Here is a 21599-nt window from a genome sequence, read left to right on the forward strand (position 1 = left end):
TGTGGTGCTATTAACCGTATAGACACCACCAGAACTACAAAACAACCCGGTTATAGTTAGTTTGACTTGGGTTGGTTTGGTTTTATTTTAGTTCTTTTACTGCTTCTTCGTATATACTGAAGTCGAAGTATTTTTCTGGTATTTGATCGATGTATCCTAGGTTTTTCATCATGCTGGTTATCTGTTTCATGCTGTCTACGCTGTCACGTATGTCGAGTCGGGGTTGGTTATATTTTAATGCCTCTCGTGTTACTTCAGGGGCAATTCCGATGTATTTACGGCTCATTTTGCTTGCTTCATCTGGGTTTTCTTGTACAAATGTTTCACCGCGTATCAAGGCTTTCAGGACGTCTCTTACTAGACCTCTGTCTTCTTTTATCTGTTTTTCTGTTGTTGTTATGCTGCAGCCGGGTGATTTTGGTAACACGTCTTTTCCTCGAGCGATCACTCTGCCGATTCCTAATTCAGATGCTAAGGTGCAGTATGGCTCTACGTTTGTGCTGGCGTCAACTTCTCCACTTAAGAACGATATAACTGCTGCATCACCGCTGGGCATTCTGTATATATCTGTGTTTGTAGAGTTTATGCCTAATTCGTCGAAGAATTTCAGAGTGGTTAGGTCTTTCATTCCTCCTTCAGCAGGAAGCGATATTTTTTTACCCTTAAGGTCTTCTAGTTTCTCTATGTCTGAGTCGGCTTTGACCACTACCGCAGTCTCCTCATATCCGGAGCCTGCGACAACGGTTAGGTCTTGACCAACACTTCTAGATTTAACTGTACGAGTCCAAGGCATTATGGTGAAATCTATTTCACCACTAGAAAGTTGGCCTGGTAACAGCCACGCTGTTGGGTCGACCCGATAAGAAACATCTAATCCATAATCTTCAAAAAAGCCTTTTTCAATCGCAACATACCCTGGAAGTTGGCACACACCCCTAATCAAACCGATATTTAATTTCAAATTCATCACCAAATATATCAAACTTAATTTCTTAGGTCTCGTTTATAGGTCTAACCACTTACCTAAATATGAACAATTTAATCGGATAGACCTATATCAAACCAAACTAACATACAAATGTTCCTAGACCTACAAAAAAGATAGTCTATTCAAAATTAGTTAAGGATAGGTTTTGGAGCCAAACATCTTTTTATTTTAAGTTAGTTTGTCCAGCCGTTTACATCTGTTCAGTTGTATTGTAAATTTTGCGCCACCAAGTTCGGAGGTGTTGAGCTCTATCGAGCCTTCATAGCTTTCAATTATTTTTTTAACCAGATGAAGACCTATCCCACCGGATGTAGTTCTCTCGGTGTACTCGACATCGAAAACAATCTCGGGGTTCTCACATTTGATTCCCTTGCCATCGTCTTCTACAGTGATCTCCAAATAAGACTGTTTAATTGATGTCTCTAATCGTATTATGCTGCAGTCGGCGTGATCGATTGAGTTTTCGATTAAGTTGGATATGACGTCTACAATGAAGTGATCGACTTTAATACATGCTCTATCCATATCTATGTCTCGGCCGTTATCGGATTTAAACTTAAGCCTTATGTCATTATGGTCGAGTTGTTTTTTGTGTTCGTCTACAGCATCGATTAAGTAGTTTTCAACCACACTATAGGATTTTCTCTGGATTTTACTACGCTCCAGCCTTGCAGCCAGCTTCTGGATTTTATCTATAGTTTTAAGGGAGTTCTCGACAGAACCGATCACTTTGTCTATACGGTTGATAGTGCCACACTCTCTCTTCTCCTTCATCAACTCTAGATGGCCTAAAACAACCTGGTTATGGTTCCTAATATCATGGGTTAAAATCGATCTCAATAGTTCTTCACGTCTCTCAACATTTCTCTGTTCAGTTATATCTCGAAAACGAGCTATATACTCCTTATCACACAAGGAGATTGGTTTAAATAGAATGGATACATCTCGCTCCCCACCACCCAACGTACGGATAGTGGTCACATGTTCAACTGGATATCCCCCCGACTTAACCAGCTTACGATGAACCTCCTTTTTATCAAAAAACAAATCAAAATCCGAGTCCCCTAAATCCTCTATAGATTCAACTCCAACCAAATCTAAAAAAGCATTGTTAGGCATACTTACAGAGAAATCCTGATCCAAATACGCCATAGGGTCAGGGTGTTCAACAAACTCTAAACTTCCACTAGCCCATCTTTCTTTAATAGATACTCCCCCCAAAACAAAGGACATAAATAAATCAGTCTACAACAAATAAAATCATCCCTCTGAACCAGACTTATCGATTATATATAGCTCCATCTCTTCACGAACAGACCTACATACATTACATCCCTCAATCTCACAATCCCTACAGAACATGATATACAAACTATCGATAAACAACTCTGAATCTTCTAAGAAATAGAGACCCTCTTCCTCCATCTTCTCTTCCAAACAAGATTTAAGCTTTTCCTTTATACCAATATCCAAAGCCAAACACTCCAAAGAATAATTCTACATATCAGAACTTAAAACTAATTTATTAAAACAAAATTAAACGAGTCATTCCAAATAAAATGGAAAAGTGAAATAAACTGAAACAGTTTTGTGCGGAGCTTTTATATTTTTCGAGAGATGTAGATTCCGAGTACTCCAGCTAGCACGCCTAACACAAACACAATGGTTACCAAAGTGGTTGGTGTTAACGATATCGCGCCAAAGTTAACAAGGTTTTCAGCGGTTATTTCCGCGATACCGACCTGATTGCTATTATCAAAATCGATTAGACCTCCTAAAACAACTATCCCTATCGCTGTTACAACTGCTACACTACCTAATGATTTGACTGCTCGGTGAAGTGTTTCTTCAACCTCCATATTACTGGCAACAAGAACTATAGCTTCATCTTTAGGGCTATAGACATTCATTTCATTACCTGTTTCACTGTACCACGTTCCAGTAACCTTGATCAAACCTGCTTTTTTAAGTTTATCCACATGGTATTTTACATTCTGTATCGAGTTCCCTGTCTCACTGGCTATATCTGAAACTGCACAAGGGTCATCATATATACGTAAAAAAATCTCTCTTGTTGTTTTGGAAGAAAGAGCGTCCAAAACTACTTCAGCCTCCTCAGACCCCAGCTCTAACACACTGGGGTCTTCAAGATCGAGTTGAGGCTTTTTTTTAAGTGGGAAAATCGATGACATTACTCTACCTTAAGTTTTACAGCTCCTTTATTTCACTGTCACCGGTCAGTTCAAAAACTTCATCACCGTGATATACAAACACGTCATGGTCTATAGGTACATCTGAAAGCTCTAGTTCATAGTCGTATTGAGTTATAACCATCGCAGCAGTACCGTCCTCAAGTTCTGTATCCATATAGATCACGACCTTATCGTCACCAGTTTCAATCGATTCAACGTAAACCGTCTGTCCAGCAGTGTTACCAACTATTTGTCCAGATATAATCAGATCGCCATCATCACGGTCAACAAGAACCGCATCATCACCAACAACCTCGCCTGACACAGTTTGATTTAAATCAACAACCTCTATCCCATTTTCTTGTCCTTCATCTATCCCTGGGAAACCTGCAACTCCATACGCAGTGAAAGCTAAAACCAGGGCTAGACAGATAGCCGCTACCGCATAAAGCATTTTATTACTTGACATACAACACAGTATCTAAACCTATTTATATAAATACGATATCTAAACTAAAAAAGACTTTTAACCCAAAAAACCTAAATTAACTCGAATAATCAACTAATAGATTATTTTCTGCGCCCAATTAATTCTTTATAGTTTCTCGGTCTAATTCGGTGTATACTCTGTTTGCAATTATTTTAAGAGCTTCTCTCCAATATCTAGGCATTTCCAAACGCTCTCTTGACATTAAACATAAAACTCCAACGACATTACCAACCCTATCCTTGATTGGAACACCAGCATATCCCTCCATATCCATATCCTTTATTTCCTGGTCTTCAGGGAACTGTTCCTTGACTCCATTTGGATAGATTCTAGGGCCCTCCATTGCAACTCTTTCACATGGAGTCCCCTCTAACCTAAAATTGAAATCTTTTTTAACCTCACCATCGAGATAGACATTTAAACAATCAACCCATCCCCTATCAATCAAACCTAGACTGACAAAATCAGCTTTAAAATAACCCGCAACCTCATTCACAACTTGATTATAAAGCTCCTCCCCCCTATAACTCATTATATTGCCTGCAAGCCTACTGAAAGCCTCTTCAGCCATCTTCCTTTCACGGATATCAACCAAACTACATTGTAAAACCAAATCACCCTCAAAGAAATAACTGGTTCCAGCAAAATCAACATAAACCGGATCTCCCTCACAGCTAGAGAGAACAACATCCTCCAACTTGCCTTCAAGAAACCTACTAGAGCGTTCAAACCTAGACTTCTGTTTTTCAAAAGAATGGAACAAACTCCATAACTCCATTCCCCTCAAACCATCCCCATCAAAACCCAATAGATCCATAGCATATGGATTCGACTCCTGAATCCGATAACTACGGCCATCAACAATCAAAATCCCAGTTTGAGCAGACTTGAACAGACCTCTATATCTCTTCTCCCTGTTACGCAAGTTCTTTTTAACCCTCGAATGCTCCACCACCTGCTCAATAGATCTAGCTAAAACACCAAACTGAGACCCAGGATCCCCTCCCTTCTGAAGATACCGGTCCGCCCCTAAATTAAGAGCCTCCATCGCCACTTCCTCACGACCTTTACCAGTAAAAACTATAAAAGGAATATCCGAATCAAAATCAACACGAACCTTCTCAAGAACCTCAAGACCATCCATCTCAGGCATCTGATAATCACAAACCAAACAATCAAAATCCCTAAAAACCTCTAAAACCTCTATAGGTGAAGACAAAGCACAAACATCAAAATCAGGGTTCTCACGCTCCAAATAAATCGTAGCCAAATCTAAGAAAGAAGGCTCATCATCCACAATCAACACAGAAATACAATTATCTCTAACCATCCAACTAACAAACAATCTAGACTAACCAAATAAATATATATCGCTAATTAACAGTGACAACAAACAGAAAAAACAAAACCACATATAAAACAAAGAAAAAACAATACAATTGTCAAAAACTACACTTCAAAAACCATAAGACAAAACTAAAGTAATGAAGAATGGGTTATCGAGGTAAGAAATAGCGAAAGAGAAGAAGTGGGGCTTGCAGATTTTATTAACTGCCTGCCCCTGATTCATTTTTTTATTTAAAAAAATGGGGGTTATTTGTTTTTGCGTGATTTTTTTGTTTTGTTTTGTTTCTTGGCTTTTTCAGTTTCTTTCTTTTGTGATTTTTTCATATTAACCAAGCTATATATGGATTTATAGTTATTTAAGACTTTCTTTTTTTATATAGGTGTATATAAATTTATGTATGTTTGTGTAACGTTGTTTAAAATGTTTTTTTTGTTTTATTTTTTACGGGGTTTTTGGTTGGCTTTTTGTAGTGTTACTGTGAATTTTGCTCCACCCATTTTGGATTTGTCCAACTCTATTTCGCCTCCGTAGTTTGATAGTAGTGTTTTTGATAGGTATAGGCCTAGGCCTGTTCCTCGTTCGCCGTCTGTTGTGTATGTTCTGTTGAAGACTTTGTTCCAGTCTTTTTTAGGTATTCCTTTGCCGTTGTCTTCGATGATGTACTGTAGTTTGTTTTGGGTTTTTTGGCTTGATATTTTTATTTTTGTTCCGTCTGAGTGTTGTATTGAGTTTTCTATTATGTTTGTGAATACTTGGATCAGTAGTGGGCCTGCGTTTGCTTTTGTCTTTTTTGTTTGTTTTTTAAATTCTATTTTGATGTCTTGGGTTTCTGCGTTTTCTTGTGTTTTTTTAATGGCTTCTTTTAATATTGGTTCTACGTCTATCTCTTTTATCTCTTCGTTTTGGAGTTCTTTAAATTTTGATATTTTTTGAATTATATCTATGCTGTCTTGGATGCTGTTTATTGATTTATTGGTGTAGTCTATGGCTTTATCTGGAAGCTCCATCTCTGATAGTAGGTTTAGGTATCCATGTATCACTTGGATTTTGTTTCTAATGTCATGTCTTAGTAGTGAGTTTAGTAGCTCTTCTCTTTCTTGTATCTGCTTTCTATCTGTAATGTCAATTACGATTCCAGTGACTTTTTTATATCCATCTTTTTCTTCTGTGATGCCACCTACATCTCTAAACCACCTATACCCACCGTGTTTATTTTGTATTCGATATTCAACTTCATAGCGTTCAGATTTACCTTCAATATGGTCCTGCATCGCCTTCATAGCCCTTTCATAGTCTTCAGGATGTAGTAATTCTGTGAAGTCTGAGTAATGGTTGAATCTGTCTTCTGGATAGCCTATCATTTCTGTTTTCTTAGAATTAAAATTGACTTTTCCACTTGGTAGCTCCATCTCCCACCAAGCAAGGCCTCCAATCTCCATCGCATCCTCTAATCTTTTTCTGTAAACCCCTAACTCCTCTTCTATTTGATTTCTATCCATCTTACTAAAATTCATAAGTAAAAACCCCAACACAATCTAATGCTTTTTTTATACTTCAGATAGATAATATGGATTTTTATTTAATACTTTATATACATCTATTTTATTATTAAAACGATTAGGGTTTGCTTACCCCTGTTGATGGGTTTGTTTAAGGTATTTGAGTTTTTGGGTTGAATTAGTTATTTAGGGTGTATTCATGGTTATGGATTTAGTTGATGCTGTTTTCAGGCGGAAGTCTACTCGGAATTATACGGATGATGTAGTTGATGTTGGTAAGGTTGATTCGTTGTTGTCTGGCACGCATTCGTTGTTAGGGGTTGATGTAGCTGTTCTGGTGGTTGATGGATCTGACCTTCATGATGAGATGGATGGGGTTGTTGGTGACTATGGGAAGGTGGTTGCGCCACGTTATTTTGTGTTGGTTTCCGAAGAGGGTGATTGGGGTGCGGTTGCGTCTGGTTATTTTGGTGAAAAGTTGGTTTTAGAGTTGACCAAGCATGGTGTTGCTAGTTGTTGGGTTGGTGAGTTTGGAGATAGAGATAATATCTCGGATTTTTTGGGTTGTGGTGATCGAGTTATTCATGCTTTGATAGCGTATGGAGCTCCTGAAGGTGGTAGTGTCTATAGAGAGGCTGGAGCTGCAAGCCGGAAAGATATCAGTGAATTGATTATTGATGGAGATAGTTACCTATCTAGATGGCGGGAGGTACTGGATGTTGTTAAATATGCCCCATCATCGATAAACTCCCAGCCTTGGCGTTTTGTGTTGAAAGAAAAACAAATAGACCTATATATCAAAGTGGGTGGTTTAAAGAAAAAAATACTTGGATTGGTTGGCGATATACAGCGTTTAAACTTAATAGATAGCGGTATAGCTTTAAAACATCTTGAAGTAGGTATGGATAACCCTAAAATAGTGAGATTGGATTTAGAGAGAGATTTAGAGAAATTTAGGTATATAGCGAGTGTTGTTGAAAAAAACTGATTTTTTATGGGGAAAAATGTTTTAAACCAATACTTCTAAAATATTTGGGAAATGATGGGAACTAAATTTGTTGTGGTTAGTGGTTTTCTCGGTTCTGGAAAAACCACATTCTTATTAAACTTTGGAAAGGAACTTGCAAACAAAGATGTATCTGTTGGAATCTTGGTTAATGATTTTGGAGAGGTAACCGTTGATGGTGAAACACTTGAAGAATACGATATGGATGCAACCGAGATAGCTCAAGGCTGTGTTTGTTGTGAAGTGAGACAAAGCCTTGTGTTAAGTATAAGGGATTTGAGAAAAGCATTCGACCCCGACGTAATCATACTAGAAACTTCAGGTGTTGCCTCACTCGTCCCGATATTTAGAACCGTAGATAAATATGTGGATGAAATAAAGACTATTACACTTGTAGACCTGGCCCGCTATGACGAAATAATAGATGCATTCGAAGTTGTAGGAAACCAAATACGGGCAGCAGACCTTATATTGCTAAACAAAAAAGACATAGCCAGCGAAGAACAGATAAAGCACACCAAAAAGAAAGTTAAAAAAATATTGGATCGAAATAAAATGAACACAGAAATTAAAGAGATATCGGCTAGAAACGGAGAAGGAACAGAAGAATCAATAAACCTAGTGTTGGAGGAATAGAAAAATGAACCATAACCACAGAGAAGAATGCAACGACCCTGACTGCAGCCACCACAGCCATGATAAAAAAAACCATGAAAGCCATGGACATAAAGGCCATCTTGAAAAAGATAATTTAAATAGCTTCACCTTAACCGGTAGTTATAGACTGGATAGTTCATTGACCCAATCTACGATTAAAGATAGGATTGGAGATGTTGTAAGCTGGCTTGGAGAGGAAGCTATAGACCGTGGTGCTCCGGTTATCGGCCACATAAAGGGTTGGGTCGAGATGCAGGATAAATTTAGGTTCAGTTTCGTTAACGTAGAAGAAGGTGTTGATTTGGATGGCTCTGTAGATCCTGAAGTACCGGTGAATGAATTTTCATTCAAGATGCTAGCTGTAATCCCACTTAGTGATTCCAAACTTAGTTCTCTACGCTCAGAAGTTGACAGAAAACTTAAAAACATTAGTGATTGAAATTTACTGTGGCCTTGTATTTATGTTTCCGAAAACTGTTGTATATATTAAAGTATGTTTGTGGATTTGAGTTACCATGAAGTTCCATGAGTCTCTAGTGCTCTTTATAAGTAAGGATAGGGGTTATTCCCGTTCATTCAGGTCTGGTATCAATGATCAATTTAGTTTTGATGTCTCAGTTGTCGGGTTAAATGATTTTATAGAGCGTTCAGACATAGATTTTGACGCAATCGTATTTGATTACTCCAGTTACGATGATTTTAACGTTGTAGAGAAGGTTTGCAGGAAATTGGATGAGGACACACCTTTCTTAGTTATAACAGATGAGTTCATCGATGAAGATTTTGTCCGAGCCCTAGACCTAAATGTGGATCGTTTCATAAAGAGGTCTATCGTCAAAAACAACATCGAATATCTCTATAAAGCAATCGAATATGAAGTTCAAGAGTTTTTTTCAAAGAAAAAAAGCGAAGAACTTGCTAGAGATTTCAGAAAAAGCAACAAACGTTTCGTAGAGATATTTGACGAACTAAAATCCTTTGTAGGTGTTTTAGATTCAGATGGAGTTTTAATTTCAATCAACAAATCCGCTATGGAATTAATCAACGCAGATAAAAGAGAGGTGGAAGGACGTTTATTCTGGAACACACCATGGTGGTTCCATTCCAAAGAAGTTCAAGAAGAGATACAAAAATGTATCAAGCAGGCCGTCGACACCGGTGCATGTGAGTTCGAGGTGAGTAGAGTTGGAAATAAAACACGTGATTACTACTTCACCCTTAAACCGATTCAAGGCAGTAATGAAGGCCTACCCTTACTGTTTATCGAAGGTAAAGACATAACTAAACAGAAAAAACGTGAAAAAGAATACCATAAATTGATAAACAACCTCAATGACATCGTGCTGATAAATGAAATCAAAGAGCCATACAGAATTATACAAGTGAACGAGACGGCTGTTGAAAAACTTGAGTACACCCAAGATGAACTACTCATGATGCGTACCCTGGATCTAGAGATGCCTGAGTATGCCAAGTCCATGGACAACAGGATGAAAGAGCTTCAGAAGAAAAAATCAATTGTATTTAAAACTGTGATAATAACAAAAGAAGGGAATAAAATCCCATTTGAAATAAGCTCCAACCTAATCAAATATAGAGACCGTTTGGTATCTCTAAATATAATGCGTGACATATCGAATAGAATTGAAACAGAACAGAAGGTTGAGTTCTTCAACTCACTATTACTCAACGTCTTTAAAGACAAAATCGACCTATCACATAAATACCTAAACATACTCAGCGACCAGAATATATCTGAACTCGAATCCGAGTTTATAGTTAGCACAAAAGATAACATAAAAGAGATAAAGACATTAATCGATGACATTGCACCAGTATTCAGTGAAACAAACTACCAAAACACTGAATTTAGTTTAATACGTCTTTTCAAAGAATCTTTAAATAAAAATCAGGAAGAGATAACCTCTAGACGCGTTAAAGTTCACGTCGAATGCAATGACCACATGATAAAAACGAACAAACTGACAACAGAACTTTTCTCCAACCTACTAAGAATATCGGTAAACACCTCAAAATCACGCAACATATTGATAAAAGACATAAAAGACAGCGAAGGAGTTAAAATTATGTACGAAGATGATGGGTTAGAATACGACCTCACCAATGACGACTACTGGAATTTAAACCTGGAGGGGAAAAAAGATATCAGACTTTATTTAATCAGAAAAATTAGCGAGCTAAACGATATAAAAATCATCGAAGAACCTTCAAAAGGACTTTACGGCAACAAATACATAATAAAATTTCCTAAATGAAATATAAATCCAATAAATATAGATTTAGAGTGTTTTAGATAGGTTAGGCAACATATCTATCTTCTCTATCGATGTACTGATCGTTATGTCAACCGATTCAGGATTTATATTGTTCTGCCTAAACTCGTTCTTAAGTTTTTTAACCGCCTTACCGGCTTTACCTTCCTCACAAAACAGTATAGAAATTATGCTGTGCTCCAAATAACCTCTAAAGAGTATGTTGGAGTACTCCTCCTTTTTAAGAATCTCAATAATTTTATCCTCCGATTCAATATCCTTTAAAGATATTCCTAAAGCGACAACAGAGATATTCAGTTTATTGTAGTTAGGGAGAATAGCTCGGTTCTTTTGGATATACCCTTCCTCCTCCATCTCCTTTATCTTCCTATAAACCGTTGTCTGACTTATGTCAAGTTTATCCCCAATTTCAGAGTAAGAACTCCGGCCCTCATACAATTCATTCAATATTTGTTTCTGCAGTGTGTCCAGACCCATTATAAATCCTCAAACCCCAGCCAATAAACCTAATATTTTAGTCAACTTTGAAGTTATAAATAAATTCAGTATAGAACTGAAACCACCCGAACCTATACCCATATTTTTGATACCCCCCAACATAAACCAGTATACAGCTACACTAGATATATTTTATTCCCGTATTTTATTTGTGTTAAACAAAACCCATAGAACCAAAACCTATCTACTGTAGTTTATCAGTTTTATTTTTGATATTTTCTCCCAGTTTATGAATATTTTTTTCACAAAATGTTCAGTTCTTTTCAGTTTATAGTCAATTCTACCCAGCTTATGACTAAAATATATTGTTTATAGACTTTTTTTTAACAATTAAAGTGTTATTAATTAACTAAAACCAAAATAAAAGCCTTAGAACACTTAATAAACAAAAACTTTATATATCTTGTCAAATCAGTTAAAAAGTGGAGAGAAAAAAATGGTAAAAGTAAGTGCAGCAAACCTTGAAAACATATTCATACGATACGACATCAAGGTGGAACAAGAAGCTACACCCGAAGACGTATTTAACGAAATGGCACCCGAAGAAGAACCATGGAGAACAATAACACAAAAACTAGTTTTCCTAGAAGACGTAACCGACGAAGTAGAAAAAGCACTCAACAAACACGAACCAGAAGACGTCATAAACAAAGGACTAATCCCAGGAATGGACATCAACGGAGAACTCTATGCAAGAGGAATATACTACCTACCACAACTCATACTCGCAGGAGACGCGATGGGTAAAGGTATAGAACTCTGCGAAGACGCAATGGCTAGCAAAGGAAGAACAAGAGAAGCAAAAGGAAAAGTAGTAATGCACGCAGCAGAAGGAGACCCACACGACATAGGAAAAGACATCGCAGCAGCAATGCTCAAAGCACAAGGCTACCAAATAATCGACATGGGGCGAGACGTACCAGTCGAAGACGTAGTAGACGCAGTCAAAAAAGAAAACCCAGACGTAGTAACAGGAACAGCCCTAATGACAACAACACAAACAGCCTTCCCACGAGTAGCCAAAAGACTACAAGAAGAAGGAATAGACGTACCCTTCATCGGAGCCGGTGGAGCCGTAAACCAATCATTCGTACACAGATTCCCAATGGGAATATACGCAGACGAAGCAGCAGACGGACCAAGCATCTGCGAAGCAGTTAAAGAAGGAAAGACTTGGGAAGAAATAAGAGAAGAGTACGACGAAATCGTGCCTTCTGCAGCATAAATGGAGGTGTTAAAAATGGCTAAATATACTGAAATGGCGTATGACGATGCAGAAGAAATGGTGTTCGGAGAAGCAAAAGAACCTGTAACATACGGACACGGCCCACAAATAACCGCAGGAGGCGGCCAAGTATTCGGAGTAACCAAGATCGCACCAAGACCAGGAGCAGAAGCACGACCCGAAAAACTCAAAACAGAATTCCGAAAAATAACCAAAACAATACTACAAAGAGCAGTAACACTAGGCTTCCCAACACAAGAAATAGAAAACGAATGGGTACACCAAATGGGAGAAAACCCAGTAGAATACGCACAAGAACCAGCAATCGCACAACAAGCAGCAATCGCCGAGGAGTTTGCGGACGAATACGGAATAGCAACAGCAACAACACACACAATACCAGACCTAAGAGTCTCCGAAAAAGGACTAAGACACGGACAAGACAGAGAATCATACTACCCAGAAAAAGTAATAGGCAGCTTCGAAATAGCAGCCGAAAACGGAGCAGACGTACTAAAAATAGAATCCTCAGGCGGAATGGAACTAGCCGACTACGGAATACAAAGAGGAGACATAAAAGCATTCCTATTCGGAATCGGATACCTAGGATCAATCGACATGGAATGGCTCTGGAGCCAAATAGTCGACATCGCACAAAAAAACAACGTAATACCCGGAGGAGACACAAACTGCCCAGCAGCAAACACAGCAATGTTCATAGCCGGAGGATACCTAGACCAAGACATAGCAAGAACATTCAGCGCAATCACAAGAGCAATCTGCGCAGGACGAACAATAGTCGCCTGGGAACAAGGAGCAACCGGCCCAGACAAAGACTGCGGATACGAAGGACCAATCGTAAAAGCAATAGCAGGCAAACCAACCGTAATGGAGGGAAAGGATTGCAGTGTTGCGCATGCTGATTTGATGGGTAACCTAGCGGCTCAAGTATGTGACGGATGGTCCAACGAGTCAGCCGAATTCCATGAAGAATTCAGTGGATGGAGCAGCGGAACATGGGCAGAAGCAGTAGGATACGAAGTATCCCTCATGAACACAGCCAAAGAACTAGGAGAAGACAAAACACTAAGAGACATCTACATGGCCTCAGACAGATACAGATCACCAGAAAGCTACATCATTGCATATGACAACGCCTACAAAATAGGAGAAGCTATGGTTGAAGAAGGAGACAGCTACTACAGAAGATCCAAAGCAGCAGCAATCAAAGCAGCCGAACTAATCGAAGACGCACAAGAACAAGGAAAACTCCAACTCAGCGCACACGAAAAAGATACGTTAGAGAAAGTAGTCACCGACCTAAGAGCACTACCAGAAGACGAAGACAAATTCGTAGAAGAATGCCTCAACGAATACGGCGACCTACCAAAATTCAACCCCAAAAACTACGGTCTATAAAAAAACCAAAAAAACACAAACACTGGATCTGGCAAGGGTTATCTCGCCTTTACCCAACCAGGTCCATTTCCTTTAAAACGCCAAAATCCACCCCTCCCACACATAAGGAGGGGTACCTCATCTACCTAAACAACCCATGACTAATACATAACACCTATGCACAACAACACTAAAAACAAAAAACAAAGAGAGCTAAAAGCCATCAAAAGCCATCCCAACAAACCCAAAAAAACATCAAAAAGAGCTTAAGTTAAAAAAGAACTATCCACCGGGATATAAAGATAAAACCTATTTATATACAACTTTCTTATTAAAAAGCAGGTTTTATTTTACATTTGGTTTTTAATTTTGATAAAAAAATAGGGAAACTGATTTAGTTTTCCCTTTTATCTAGTAGTTTGAAGAACACAGAGGTCATTGCTTCTCTTTCTTCTTCGCTTGCTACATTCCAAAGATCTTTCATAAGTTGTTCCTCTGGTGTGGAGGCACATACACTTTTAGATAAATGGTCCGCAAGTCTTTTCCCTACCTTTTGGATTCTTTCTTCAGACATACCTAGTTTCTCAGCAGTTTTAACACCACTTCGGAGCCTATCAAGCCATGCATCCCAATCTTCAGTCAAATCCATAGATTTAATACAGGCATCTTCTTCCTTTTTCAAACTCATGGTAATTACTAATTGGTAAATCATAATTTATATAATTTATTCAATTAAAAAATTATATTATTTTTTTAAACTAAATTTCATTGATAAATTTATAATTATATAAAATCAAGAAAACGTTTTTTGTTTGTTTGGATTTATTTTGGTTTTTTGAGGATATTTTTAAAATAATTTTTAATAAGTATCGAAGCAGGATTGATTTAGAGGTCTTAGAATTTTATTTTGATGATTTAAAGTTGGTTATAAATGCTATTCTGGGTTTTAGAAGCCGAGTTAGTGCGAAAGTGGATGTGGAAAAAATGGTTTTTTGGTTATCCTGCAGGTTAAACTAGCACTTTTTTATTTCTTATAAAATTAGTGTGGGGTTTTAAACACTGAGGGTTAACGCCCGAGCCGGGATTTGAACCCGGGTCGTAGCCTCGACAGGGCCACATGATGGGCCACTACACTACTCGGGCAGTTTTATTGTTTTGGTGGGCGTTGGCCCGGAGTTGAATTGTTTTGGAGGTATAAATTAGTTTTGGTTGAATGGTGGTTTTTTGTTTTTTGGTTTTGGTTTTCCGATGTATATTGGGATTGGTCCTAGGTTTTTTAGTTTGAATTCTTGTAGGTGTTTGGAGAGGTTTTGTATTTCTTTTTCGAATGGTTTTATTATTAGGTCTGCTTGTACTTTGTTTGTTATTTCTGCTATTGGTTTTTGTATTTCTAGTGGGGGTCTTATTGAGTATATTAGGTCTGTGTTTTTGTATATCTGTATGTTTGGGTTGAATACGTTGTCTTGGGTTGTTTTTGGATGTTTTTTTATGTCTATTGGTATTATTTCTGCTTTTAGGTTTTTGTTTAGGGTGTGGGTGAATTCTAGGTGTTTTCCGGGTCCTATTTCGATTATTTTTTCTGCGTTTTTGTAGTTTTTTGTTATGTAGTTTGTTATTTGTTTGTGTCCGTGGATTTTTTGTGGGATTTGTTTTTGCCTCCTTTTGTTTTTTTCTTTAGTTTCCAGTATGTTACTGAGCTGAGTTTTTTTCCTGTTTGTTTGTTGAGCATTGTGTAGTCTATTTCTTTTAGTGTGTTTGCTAGTAGGTCGGGTGTGTATCTGTATACTGCGAATGGTATTACGAAGCTGTCTATTTTTTTGGTTATCTGTAGGTTTGTTTTTTTGGCTAGTTGTTTTACTTCGTTTTCTGAGTATAGGCGGCTGTCCATTGGTAGTATTTTGTTGTAGAGTATTCTGAAGCTTTGGAGGTTGAATGTGTCGAATATTACTGTGTCTTTTGTTACTCTGGCCATTTCTTTGAGGAATTTTTCGGGGTCGTCTACTAGGTGCATGAATCGTATTGCCATTACTTTGTCGAATGTGTTGTCTTTGAATGGTAGTTTTTCTGCGTCGCCTTTGAAGAAGTTTATTTTGTTGGTTAGGCCTTTTCTTTCTGCTTTGTCTTGGGCTATTTCTAGCATTGGTGTGGATATGTCGCATGCTGTTACGTCGGCTCCGTTTTCGGCGAGCATTAGTGAGAATCGGCCTGTTCCTGTTGCTATTTCTAGGATTTTTTTGTTTTTTATTTGTCCTAGTGTTTTTTTTACGCAGGATTTTTCGGTTTGGTTTATGTATGTTCCTCCTGCGCCACTGAATCTTTTTGGTTCGTATTTTTCAGCGATTTCTTGGTTTTTGTACCATTTTTTTCCTTTCATTTTTTTCGATCTGGTTTTTTATATGAATTTGTTTATTATTTTTAGGTTTTCTGGGTTTAGGTCTCGGATTATTGTTAGGCCTTTTATTTTTATTTTTATTTTGTATCCTTTTTGGTTTAGGTGTGTTATGAGTTTTATTGGTAGTTCTGTTGTTTCTTGGTTTTTTGTTTTTGGTTTTTGTTGTTTTGTTTGTTGGTAGATTTTTTTTAGTATTTTTGTGATTTTTGTTATTTTCTTTATGTTTATTGTTATTTGTTTTTCTTGGATGTGGAGGGTGGCTGTTTTTTCCCCTCCTATGTTTAGTGCGAAGTTTCCTTTCACGTCCAACATGATCACTCTTCGATTTTAAACTGCATGTTGCCTTCTACGTGGATTTTTTTGTTGTCGTATCTTAGTACGAGGTCTTTTATTTCTATTCCCATTTCGCCTTCGTCTACGAATAGGTCGAGTAGTTTATCTAGTTTTTTGTTCATAGTGGTTAGGATATTGGTTTTTTGTTTTTTTAGTTTTTTAGGTTGGTTTTGTGTGGCTGTGTTTTTTTGGTCATGTATAATGCGTCTTCCCCATCGCTGTAGTACTGTTTTTTTGTTTTGGTTTTTTGGAATCCGTGTTTTTTGTAGAATTTTATTGCTTTGTTGTTGGTTTTTTTAACTTCTAATGTGATTTTTTTGGTTCCTTGTTTTTTTGTTTGGTTTATTGCTTTTTTTATTAGTTTGCTGCCTATTCCTTTTGATTGGTGGTTTGGATGGATCGCTATCGATATTATTTTTGCTTTTTTGGGAAAACGGGTTGTTATTATTACGTAACCTACTACCTGGTTTTTTATTTCAGCTACGTAGAATGTGTTTTTTGGTTTGTTGTATTCGAGAAATATGTATGGGTGGAATGATTCTTGGTCGAATACTTTTGTTTCGATTTTTGTTATTTGGATTAGGTCTTTTGGGTTGAATGGCCTGATTTCTATTTGTTTTTTCAATTCACCAATCTCCATTTTATATTTTGAGTTTCTATGTATATTGATTTAGAGAGATATGGTGGTCTCGTAGGGTTGGTTGTAAAAATTGATAAAAAGTTTATAAAAATGAGTTTAGGGTGGGATATGGCCAGAACCGGAGGCGGGCTTTTATTAGGGCCCTCTGGCCATATCCCTTTTATACAAGCTTAAGGTTGATTAGTATTTGTTTATTCTTTCTATTCGGGATTCGAGGCCGTTGTGTATTGTGAGTGGGCAGTGGTTTGTGGTTATGTCTGAAGTTTCTTTTTTCATTCTTTCTATTCGGGATTCTAGGGCGTCGTGTATTTCTAGTGAACATAGGTCTAGGTCTTTTTTGGTGATTTCTCTTTTGATGTTTGTTTTTGTTTTCATTTTTTTCACCTTTCAATATATGATTTAACAGCTCTACATATAAAGATTTTTAGAAATGAATAATCATTACAAATTAAATCGTTTTTTAGGTGTTCAGGTGTTTTTATTCAAAAAAAGAGGTGTTTAAAACCATGATATATATTGAAAAATCATTAAGGATTACTGGGTTTTAAGGTGTTTTCGACAAGAAACAGAGGTAGGTTGAAAATAAAAAAACTCTATTTTCTTGTTTTGTTTCTTGGTGTTTTGTTGTATGTGAACAAACACGGGTCGGGTGGCCGGTGGAACTCTCGCTGTTCCCTTAGAATATGCTTTTTTTCTTTTTTGATGTTGCTTTGCATTGGCCGTTGAATTCGCATCTATGGCATCTGTCTTTGTGTTGTGTTGTTTTTGGTTTTTTTTCTTTTTTTGATATTTCCTATATTGTTTGTATTTGGTTTTTTACTTTGTCTCGCCATATGTCGCTGTATCTTTCGATGTAGATCACTTTGTTGTTTTTTTGGTTTCTGAGTTTTGCGTAGAGTGTTCGGTTTGGGTTGAATTTTTTTTCGAACATTACGCAGTAGGCGAATACTTTTATTCTGTCTGGGGGGTATGGTACGCTGCATTTGTTGTTTTTGGTTATGATTATTCGGCAGTCTTCTATGTGTATTTGGTCTATGCGGCCGGCTAGTTGTTCTCCTACTAGGTGTACGTCGCGGCCGATTAGGATTTCGTCGGTTCCTCTTGTTCTCTGTAAGGCGTCTTCGATTGTTATTTCGATGCTTGGTTTCTCTTGTTTTTGTTTTTTTGTTTGTTTGTTGTTTTGGTTTGGGTTGTTTGTGGGTGGTGTTTCTTCGTTGTATCCTGCCCAGAAATTGTTGGTTAGGTTTAAATAGAAACGCATTTCACAGTAGTTGCATAGCTTGAGCCACTGGATAGGTATTTTCCGGGCCATCCCAGTAGTGAATATTCCTTTAAATCTTTAACTTTTAGGTGGTGTAGAAAAAATAGGAGGGTTATTTTGTTTGTATTCAGGGTTATTTTGTTTTTATATGTTTATTTCTTTGATTGTTCCGATTCCTTTGCTTTTACCTTCTCGGAAAATGAATTTCTGGCCTTCATGTACGCAGTGGGAGTTGAATTTGAATCTGAGTTTTGCTAGGGTTTTTTCTCCTGCAGTTATGTAGTTTCCTTTTATTTCTTTGAATGTGGTTGCTTCTGATATTGTTTCTATGTGGATTACTGGTTCGTATCCTTTCTCTATTTTTGTGGGGTGGTTTAGCACCATTATTTCAGCTACGAATTCGCGTACTGTTTTTGGTTTTGCTTTTGGTGAGCATATTGCCATTCCGCGTTTTATTTGGGTGTTTTCTGCTCCTTTGACTGATATTCCGACTATATCTCCTGCTGAAGCTTCTTCAACTCGGTGGTGGTGCATTTCTATGGTCTGTATCTTAACTTCCTTGTATTCGTTGTCGATTGGACCGAGTAATGCTTTTTCTCCTGTTTTTATTTTACCTGTCATCACTGTCCCGCTAACGACCCGTCCGATACCGGTTACTTTGTATACCTTGTCTATGTACATGCGGAATGGCTGGTCGTTTTGTTTTTTACGTGGTGTTAAGCAATAGAACAAACGGTCGAGTAGTGGTATTCCTTCCATTGTTACTGCGGAGGTTTTTATTATTGGGATCAATAAGTCGTTTTGTTTTTTTAGTATCGTTTCGATGTCTTGTTTCTTTTTTATTTTGTATGGGACTTTCCCTACTTTTTTTAGTAGTCTTGTGGTTTGATCGATTACCTCGTTTGTTCTTTTTTTGTCCACGAGGTCTGTTTTGGTTACAGCAACCATTGTAGGGAGGTCCATTGCTAGTAGTATTCCTAGGTGTTCTTTTGTTACGTGGGTTACTCCGTCGTCTGCTGCTATGACGAGTAGGCCGTAATCAAGTTTCTGGCCTACGATGCCTCTTATTGTTGTTCGGAGCCAGGGTTCGTGGCCTACTGTGTCTACGAAAGAGATTACTTTAACTCCGTTTGATATTACTCTACTTTTCTCTTGGTTGTTTAATGGGTTTTTCAGTTTTATTGGCTGGCCTTTATGGTTGAATCCGTATACTCCATAACTTAGGTCTGCGCTTAATCCACGCTCGATTTCATGGGGTTGTACGTCGAAGTATGACCTTGCTTTTCCAGAGCCGTTATCGGGCTGTCCGGTCACTATTGCCCCTAGCAATGTGCTTTTTCCATGGTCTACGTGGCCTGCTGTACCTATAATTAGATGTTCAAGTTGGTTTGATTTGGAGTTTATTTTGATGAGTCCTACTGTCTTTGCATCTATGTTCTGTTCGGTTACATCGACTATCTGTGCTCCAATGTCATTTGCTATCTCTGTTATGACGTTGACAGTTTCTTTGAATTCTTTTTTGTCCAATCCTCGTATCGAACCGTCGTCTCTAACTCCGATTACGTATCTTGCGGAGCCGTTGCCCTCTAACAACCGATATTTCAGTTGGCTTGCTAACCCCATCTTTCGGCTGGTTTTTAAGTGGATGTCTTCTTTTAGGTATTCTTTGAATTCGACATCCCCGTTCTCGCCTTCTTTTATAAGCCTGTTTAGTTCTTTCATTCTTTTATTTTGGTTTTGGTAAATATCTCTGGAATCAGATAGATGGTTCCGTTGTGTTTAAATACTCCTTTTTCGGTTCCTTCATCGATTTTTTTAATGAACGAAGGTCGTTTTAAAGTTACATTTTTATATTCAATTGGCTCTACAACCTGTACTTCGTTTTCTGAAACCATCGATATGACCCCTGGCTCCACATCTTTTAGGTTTCCAATTCTATCTATATCTTCATCCTTCATATATCTCCAGTCGTTTCTGTATTGACTGGCTGTTTCAAGGTCGATTCCGGTTATTGTTCGACCTGTCCCGGTTATCCCGATGGGTTTTCCTTCCAAATTTATTATGTCTCCTTTTCGGAATGGAGGTAGTTTCAATGAATATGATTTCCTATACACCCTCTGTCCATCCTGTTCCCCGATTAATGTAGCAGATTGTGTGTATGTACCACCATACTGTTTCTTAATCAACTTAGCTATCTTCATCCCTAATTCCTTTGTTCCTGTGTAGATGTCGAACCCACCATCGGTTTTTGCTATATCTGCAATGTAAGCCATTCTCTCATTCTGTCTAGCTTCCTCCGATAGTTTCAAAGAAGAGTTATGCATAGACCTTATCTCTTGGTCTGTCAAATCGATTCCAGGCCTTCTAACCTGAACCACAGATTCAAAATATCCTGCAGACACCTTATTACATCTTTCACACGACGTATCCCTCAATCTAACAGTAGTTTCTTCTGCAATTTCTATCGGCTCGTTCTCCACAATCCCGGTTATATACACTTCTCCTTGGACAGGATCCGAATCTATATCTAGTGCTATAGCTATATCAAGGTCTTCAACCAACCTATGAACCTCAAGCTCTGACATGATAGCCATTTCCGCTGAAACCAACCTCGAGTTCTCCTCGTGATCTATCCATGTATCACCCTCCCTATGAGCTCCACATTTAACACAAACATCTACATCTACATACTCAGGTATTTTAACTATATCTACGTTTTTCAAGAAACACTCCCTACAAAGCCTGTTCTCACTGGAAGTTTCTTTTCCGCATGAAGGACAAAACATCATACTAGTATAATGTTTACATCAAAAATAGCTTTTTTATAAAAACACACCAAAAACGCTATCAAAAGAAAAAACCGAGAAACGAAATAAAAAATAAACAAAAAAGAATGATATTTTCTCCATCACGTTTCCGTATATTTTGAATTGAGTTTGTTTAGGTTTACTGGGTTTGGGGTTGTGGGTTGTGGGGGGTTTGTTTTTTTTAGTATGGTTTGTATTTGGCTGCGTATATCTGTATTTTGTTTTTTTGGTTTGTTTTTAGTATTATCCATTGGTTTTTGTGGGTTATTTTGTATTTTTGGTTTGGTTTTAGTTGTTTTAGTGTTTTTTTGTTGCCTTTCCATATGTTTTTGAATGTTTGTTTGTTGACCTCTTTTTGTGGGAGGTTTGGTTGTATTTGGTTGATTGTTTTTTTCATTGTTTTTCCTGTATTGTGACTGTGTATGTGTCTCCTTTGTTTATTTCGGTGTTTGTTGGTAGTGTTATTTTGAGGTTGCCTAGGCCTTGTTTGTTTATTAGTTCGATTATTTTTCTATCGTTTATTGTTTCGATTTTTTTTACTGTGAAGGTTTTTTTGTATTTTTTCATTTTA

The 21599-nt window shown here is 37.6% G+C and carries 27 protein-coding genes and 1 tRNA gene; 7 read left to right on the forward strand and 21 right to left on the reverse strand.

Features of this window, described 5'->3' with window-relative positions; all coding sequences use genetic code 11:
* Positions 1–82 precede the first annotated feature (82 nt).
* From AMET1_RS05155 to AMET1_RS05185, 7 genes are all read right to left on the reverse strand, one after another.
* Positions 83–961 carry an ABC transporter substrate-binding protein gene (locus AMET1_RS05155; protein WP_161490781.1) on the reverse strand — a complete coding sequence of 293 codons (879 nt, stop codon included), beginning with the start codon at positions 959–961 and terminating at the stop codon, positions 83–85.
* A 195-nt stretch (positions 962–1156) separates the two neighbouring features.
* On the reverse strand, positions 1157–2221 hold the full coding sequence (locus tag AMET1_RS05160) for a sensor histidine kinase (RefSeq protein ID WP_086637434.1): 1065 nt from the start codon (positions 2219–2221) through the stop codon (positions 1157–1159).
* Positions 2222–2248: 27 nt separating this feature from the next.
* Positions 2249–2461, reverse strand: a complete 213-nt coding sequence (locus tag AMET1_RS05165; RefSeq protein WP_086637435.1) for a hypothetical protein — start codon at positions 2459–2461, stop codon at positions 2249–2251.
* 128 nt (positions 2462–2589) lie between these two features.
* Positions 2590–3180 (reverse strand): ArsR/SmtB family transcription factor, encoded by a 591-nt coding sequence (locus AMET1_RS05170; RefSeq protein ID WP_086637436.1) that lies wholly within the window; start codon positions 3178–3180, stop codon positions 2590–2592.
* Positions 3181–3196: 16 nt separating this feature from the next.
* Positions 3197–3649 (reverse strand): hypothetical protein, encoded by a 453-nt coding sequence (locus AMET1_RS05175; RefSeq protein WP_086637437.1) that lies wholly within the window; start codon positions 3647–3649, stop codon positions 3197–3199.
* Positions 3650–3767: 118 nt separating this feature from the next.
* On the reverse strand, positions 3768–5000 hold the full coding sequence (locus AMET1_RS05180) for a response regulator (RefSeq protein WP_143406859.1): 1233 nt from the start codon (positions 4998–5000) through the stop codon (positions 3768–3770).
* A gap of 452 nt (positions 5001–5452) precedes the next feature.
* Complete coding sequence (locus AMET1_RS05185) at positions 5453–6532, reverse strand: PAS domain-containing sensor histidine kinase (protein WP_086637439.1); 1080 nt, start codon at positions 6530–6532, stop codon at positions 5453–5455.
* 190 nt (positions 6533–6722) lie between these two features.
* On the opposite strand from AMET1_RS05185, the gene AMET1_RS05190 reads away from it, so the two are divergent.
* The 4 genes from AMET1_RS05190 to AMET1_RS05205 all read left to right on the forward strand — a co-directional run bounded on the left by AMET1_RS05190 (position 6723) and on the right by AMET1_RS05205 (position 10456).
* Positions 6723–7505, forward strand: coding sequence for a nitroreductase family protein (locus AMET1_RS05190; RefSeq protein WP_161490782.1), 783 nt, complete (start codon positions 6723–6725; stop codon positions 7503–7505).
* Between the two features lie 54 nt (positions 7506–7559).
* On the forward strand, positions 7560–8159 hold the full coding sequence (locus AMET1_RS05195; protein ID WP_161490783.1) for a GTP-binding protein: 600 nt from the start codon (positions 7560–7562) through the stop codon (positions 8157–8159).
* Between the two features lie 4 nt (positions 8160–8163).
* A complete protein-coding gene (locus tag AMET1_RS05200; protein WP_086637442.1) occupies positions 8164–8619 on the forward strand; it encodes a hypothetical protein in 456 nt (151 codons plus the stop codon).
* Positions 8620–8695: 76 nt separating this feature from the next.
* Positions 8696–10456 carry a PAS domain-containing protein gene (locus AMET1_RS05205; RefSeq protein WP_086637443.1) on the forward strand — a complete coding sequence of 587 codons (1761 nt, stop codon included), beginning with the start codon at positions 8696–8698 and terminating at the stop codon, positions 10454–10456.
* 24 nt (positions 10457–10480) lie between these two features.
* On the opposite strand, the gene AMET1_RS05210 is transcribed toward AMET1_RS05205, so the two are convergent.
* Positions 10481–10951 carry a winged helix-turn-helix transcriptional regulator gene (locus tag AMET1_RS05210; RefSeq protein WP_086637444.1) on the reverse strand — a complete coding sequence of 157 codons (471 nt, stop codon included), beginning with the start codon at positions 10949–10951 and terminating at the stop codon, positions 10481–10483.
* A 457-nt stretch (positions 10952–11408) separates the two neighbouring features.
* On the opposite strand from AMET1_RS05210, the gene AMET1_RS05215 reads away from it, so the two are divergent.
* Both AMET1_RS05215 and AMET1_RS05220 read left to right on the forward strand, forming a co-directional pair.
* Positions 11409–12197: a cobalamin-dependent protein gene (locus tag AMET1_RS05215; protein ID WP_086637445.1), complete on the forward strand. Its 789-nt coding sequence runs from the start codon at positions 11409–11411 to the stop codon at positions 12195–12197.
* A gap of 15 nt (positions 12198–12212) precedes the next feature.
* Entirely contained in the window at positions 12213–13616 is a 1404-nt protein-coding gene (locus AMET1_RS05220) for a methyltransferase MtaB domain-containing protein (RefSeq protein WP_086637136.1), read from the forward strand.
* A 373-nt stretch (positions 13617–13989) separates the two neighbouring features.
* Here the strand turns inward: AMET1_RS05220 and AMET1_RS05225 are convergent, their stop codons facing one another.
* The 7 genes from AMET1_RS05225 to rimI form a co-directional block, all read right to left on the reverse strand.
* Positions 13990–14283 carry a DUF3243 family protein gene (locus tag AMET1_RS05225; protein WP_161490784.1) on the reverse strand — a complete coding sequence of 98 codons (294 nt, stop codon included), beginning with the start codon at positions 14281–14283 and terminating at the stop codon, positions 13990–13992.
* A 382-nt stretch (positions 14284–14665) separates the two neighbouring features.
* Positions 14666–14738 (reverse strand) — tRNA-Asp (locus AMET1_RS05230).
* A gap of 56 nt (positions 14739–14794) precedes the next feature.
* Positions 14795–15283 carry a UPF0146 family protein gene (locus AMET1_RS08140; protein ID WP_394334882.1) on the reverse strand — a complete coding sequence of 163 codons (489 nt, stop codon included), beginning with the start codon at positions 15281–15283 and terminating at the stop codon, positions 14795–14797.
* On the reverse strand, positions 15208–15969 hold the full coding sequence (locus tag AMET1_RS08055) for a class I SAM-dependent methyltransferase (RefSeq protein WP_086637447.1): 762 nt from the start codon (positions 15967–15969) through the stop codon (positions 15208–15210). Before AMET1_RS08055 ends, AMET1_RS08140 begins: the two co-directional genes overlap by 76 nt.
* Positions 15970–15987: 18 nt before the next feature.
* Positions 15988–16296, reverse strand: coding sequence for a hypothetical protein (locus AMET1_RS05245; protein WP_143406860.1), 309 nt, complete (start codon positions 16294–16296; stop codon positions 15988–15990).
* A 5-nt stretch (positions 16297–16301) separates the two neighbouring features.
* Positions 16302–16442 carry a hypothetical protein gene (locus AMET1_RS07905; protein ID WP_161490786.1) on the reverse strand — a complete coding sequence of 47 codons (141 nt, stop codon included), beginning with the start codon at positions 16440–16442 and terminating at the stop codon, positions 16302–16304.
* Positions 16443–16471: 29 nt separating this feature from the next.
* Positions 16472–16945: a ribosomal protein S18-alanine N-acetyltransferase gene (rimI, locus tag AMET1_RS05250; RefSeq protein ID WP_161490787.1), complete on the reverse strand. Its 474-nt coding sequence runs from the start codon at positions 16943–16945 to the stop codon at positions 16472–16474.
* A gap of 33 nt (positions 16946–16978) precedes the next feature.
* Between rimI and AMET1_RS07910 the strand changes: the two genes are divergently transcribed.
* Positions 16979–17134, forward strand: coding sequence for a hypothetical protein (locus tag AMET1_RS07910; RefSeq protein WP_161490788.1), 156 nt, complete (start codon positions 16979–16981; stop codon positions 17132–17134).
* Positions 17135–17140: 6 nt separating this feature from the next.
* On the opposite strand, the gene AMET1_RS05255 is transcribed toward AMET1_RS07910, so the two are convergent.
* From AMET1_RS05255 to AMET1_RS07915, 6 genes are all read right to left on the reverse strand, one after another.
* A complete protein-coding gene (locus tag AMET1_RS05255; protein WP_086637450.1) occupies positions 17141–17335 on the reverse strand; it encodes a hypothetical protein in 195 nt (64 codons plus the stop codon).
* A gap of 418 nt (positions 17336–17753) precedes the next feature.
* Entirely contained in the window at positions 17754–18272 is a 519-nt protein-coding gene (locus AMET1_RS05260; RefSeq protein WP_143406861.1) for a hypothetical protein, read from the reverse strand.
* Positions 18273–18365: 93 nt separating this feature from the next.
* Positions 18366–19943, reverse strand: a complete 1578-nt coding sequence (locus tag AMET1_RS05265; protein ID WP_086637452.1) for a GTPBP1 family GTP-binding protein — start codon at positions 19941–19943, stop codon at positions 18366–18368.
* Positions 19940–21010, reverse strand: a complete 1071-nt coding sequence (locus tag AMET1_RS05270) for a 60S ribosomal export protein NMD3 (RefSeq protein ID WP_086637453.1) — start codon at positions 21008–21010, stop codon at positions 19940–19942. The genes AMET1_RS05265 and AMET1_RS05270 overlap by 4 nt, the downstream gene beginning before the upstream one ends.
* 199 nt (positions 21011–21209) lie before the next feature.
* Positions 21210–21425, reverse strand: coding sequence for a hypothetical protein (locus tag AMET1_RS05275; protein WP_086637454.1), 216 nt, complete (start codon positions 21423–21425; stop codon positions 21210–21212).
* Positions 21422–21595, reverse strand: a complete 174-nt coding sequence (locus AMET1_RS07915; protein ID WP_161490789.1) for a hypothetical protein — start codon at positions 21593–21595, stop codon at positions 21422–21424. The genes AMET1_RS05275 and AMET1_RS07915 overlap by 4 nt, the downstream gene beginning before the upstream one ends.
* Between the last annotated feature and the right edge of the window lie 4 nt (positions 21596–21599).

The sequence above is a fragment of the Methanonatronarchaeum thermophilum genome (assembly GCF_002153915.1).
In the GTDB taxonomy this organism is placed as follows: Archaea; Halobacteriota; Methanonatronarchaeia; order Methanonatronarchaeales; family Methanonatronarchaeaceae; genus Methanonatronarchaeum; species Methanonatronarchaeum thermophilum.

What these genes read in the sequence shown, in the direction of transcription:
- AMET1_RS07910 (WP_161490788.1), top strand. Translation starts at nt 16,979, where the DNA reads ATGTATATTGATTTAGAGAGATATGGTGGTCTCGTAGGGTTGGTTGTA.
- AMET1_RS05270 (WP_086637453.1), bottom strand. Translation starts at nt 21,010, where the DNA reads ATGATGTTTTGTCCTTCATGCGGAAAAGAAACTTCCAGTGAGAACAGG.
- AMET1_RS05175 (WP_086637437.1), bottom strand. Translation starts at nt 3,649, where the DNA reads ATGTCAAGTAATAAAATGCTTTATGCGGTAGCGGCTATCTGTCTAGCC.
- AMET1_RS05185 (WP_086637439.1), bottom strand. Translation starts at nt 6,532, where the DNA reads ATGAATTTTAGTAAGATGGATAGAAATCAAATAGAAGAGGAGTTAGGG.
- AMET1_RS05195 (WP_161490783.1), top strand. Translation starts at nt 7,560, where the DNA reads ATGGGAACTAAATTTGTTGTGGTTAGTGGTTTTCTCGGTTCTGGAAAA.
- AMET1_RS07905 (WP_161490786.1), bottom strand. Translation starts at nt 16,442, where the DNA reads ATGAACAAAAAACTAGATAAACTACTCGACCTATTCGTAGACGAAGGC.
- AMET1_RS07915 (WP_161490789.1), bottom strand. Translation starts at nt 21,595, where the DNA reads ATGAAAAAATACAAAAAAACCTTCACAGTAAAAAAAATCGAAACAATA.
- AMET1_RS05260 (WP_143406861.1), bottom strand. Translation starts at nt 18,272, where the DNA reads ATGGCCCGGAAAATACCTATCCAGTGGCTCAAGCTATGCAACTACTGT.
- AMET1_RS05255 (WP_086637450.1), bottom strand. Translation starts at nt 17,335, where the DNA reads ATGAAAACAAAAACAAACATCAAAAGAGAAATCACCAAAAAAGACCTA.
- AMET1_RS05170 (WP_086637436.1), bottom strand. Translation starts at nt 3,180, where the DNA reads ATGTCATCGATTTTCCCACTTAAAAAAAAGCCTCAACTCGATCTTGAA.
- AMET1_RS05215 (WP_086637445.1), top strand. Translation starts at nt 11,409, where the DNA reads ATGGTAAAAGTAAGTGCAGCAAACCTTGAAAACATATTCATACGATAC.
- AMET1_RS05200 (WP_086637442.1), top strand. Translation starts at nt 8,164, where the DNA reads ATGAACCATAACCACAGAGAAGAATGCAACGACCCTGACTGCAGCCAC.
- AMET1_RS05190 (WP_161490782.1), top strand. Translation starts at nt 6,723, where the DNA reads ATGGATTTAGTTGATGCTGTTTTCAGGCGGAAGTCTACTCGGAATTAT.
- AMET1_RS05225 (WP_161490784.1), bottom strand. Translation starts at nt 14,283, where the DNA reads ATGAGTTTGAAAAAGGAAGAAGATGCCTGTATTAAATCTATGGATTTG.
- AMET1_RS05205 (WP_086637443.1), top strand. Translation starts at nt 8,696, where the DNA reads ATGAAGTTCCATGAGTCTCTAGTGCTCTTTATAAGTAAGGATAGGGGT.
- AMET1_RS08055 (WP_086637447.1), bottom strand. Translation starts at nt 15,969, where the DNA reads ATGAAAGGAAAAAAATGGTACAAAAACCAAGAAATCGCTGAAAAATAC.
- AMET1_RS05160 (WP_086637434.1), bottom strand. Translation starts at nt 2,221, where the DNA reads ATGTCCTTTGTTTTGGGGGGAGTATCTATTAAAGAAAGATGGGCTAGT.
- AMET1_RS05220 (WP_086637136.1), top strand. Translation starts at nt 12,213, where the DNA reads ATGGCTAAATATACTGAAATGGCGTATGACGATGCAGAAGAAATGGTG.
- AMET1_RS05210 (WP_086637444.1), bottom strand. Translation starts at nt 10,951, where the DNA reads ATGGGTCTGGACACACTGCAGAAACAAATATTGAATGAATTGTATGAG.
- AMET1_RS05275 (WP_086637454.1), bottom strand. Translation starts at nt 21,425, where the DNA reads ATGAAAAAAACAATCAACCAAATACAACCAAACCTCCCACAAAAAGAG.
- AMET1_RS05180 (WP_143406859.1), bottom strand. Translation starts at nt 5,000, where the DNA reads ATGGTTAGAGATAATTGTATTTCTGTGTTGATTGTGGATGATGAGCCT.
- AMET1_RS05265 (WP_086637452.1), bottom strand. Translation starts at nt 19,943, where the DNA reads ATGAAAGAACTAAACAGGCTTATAAAAGAAGGCGAGAACGGGGATGTC.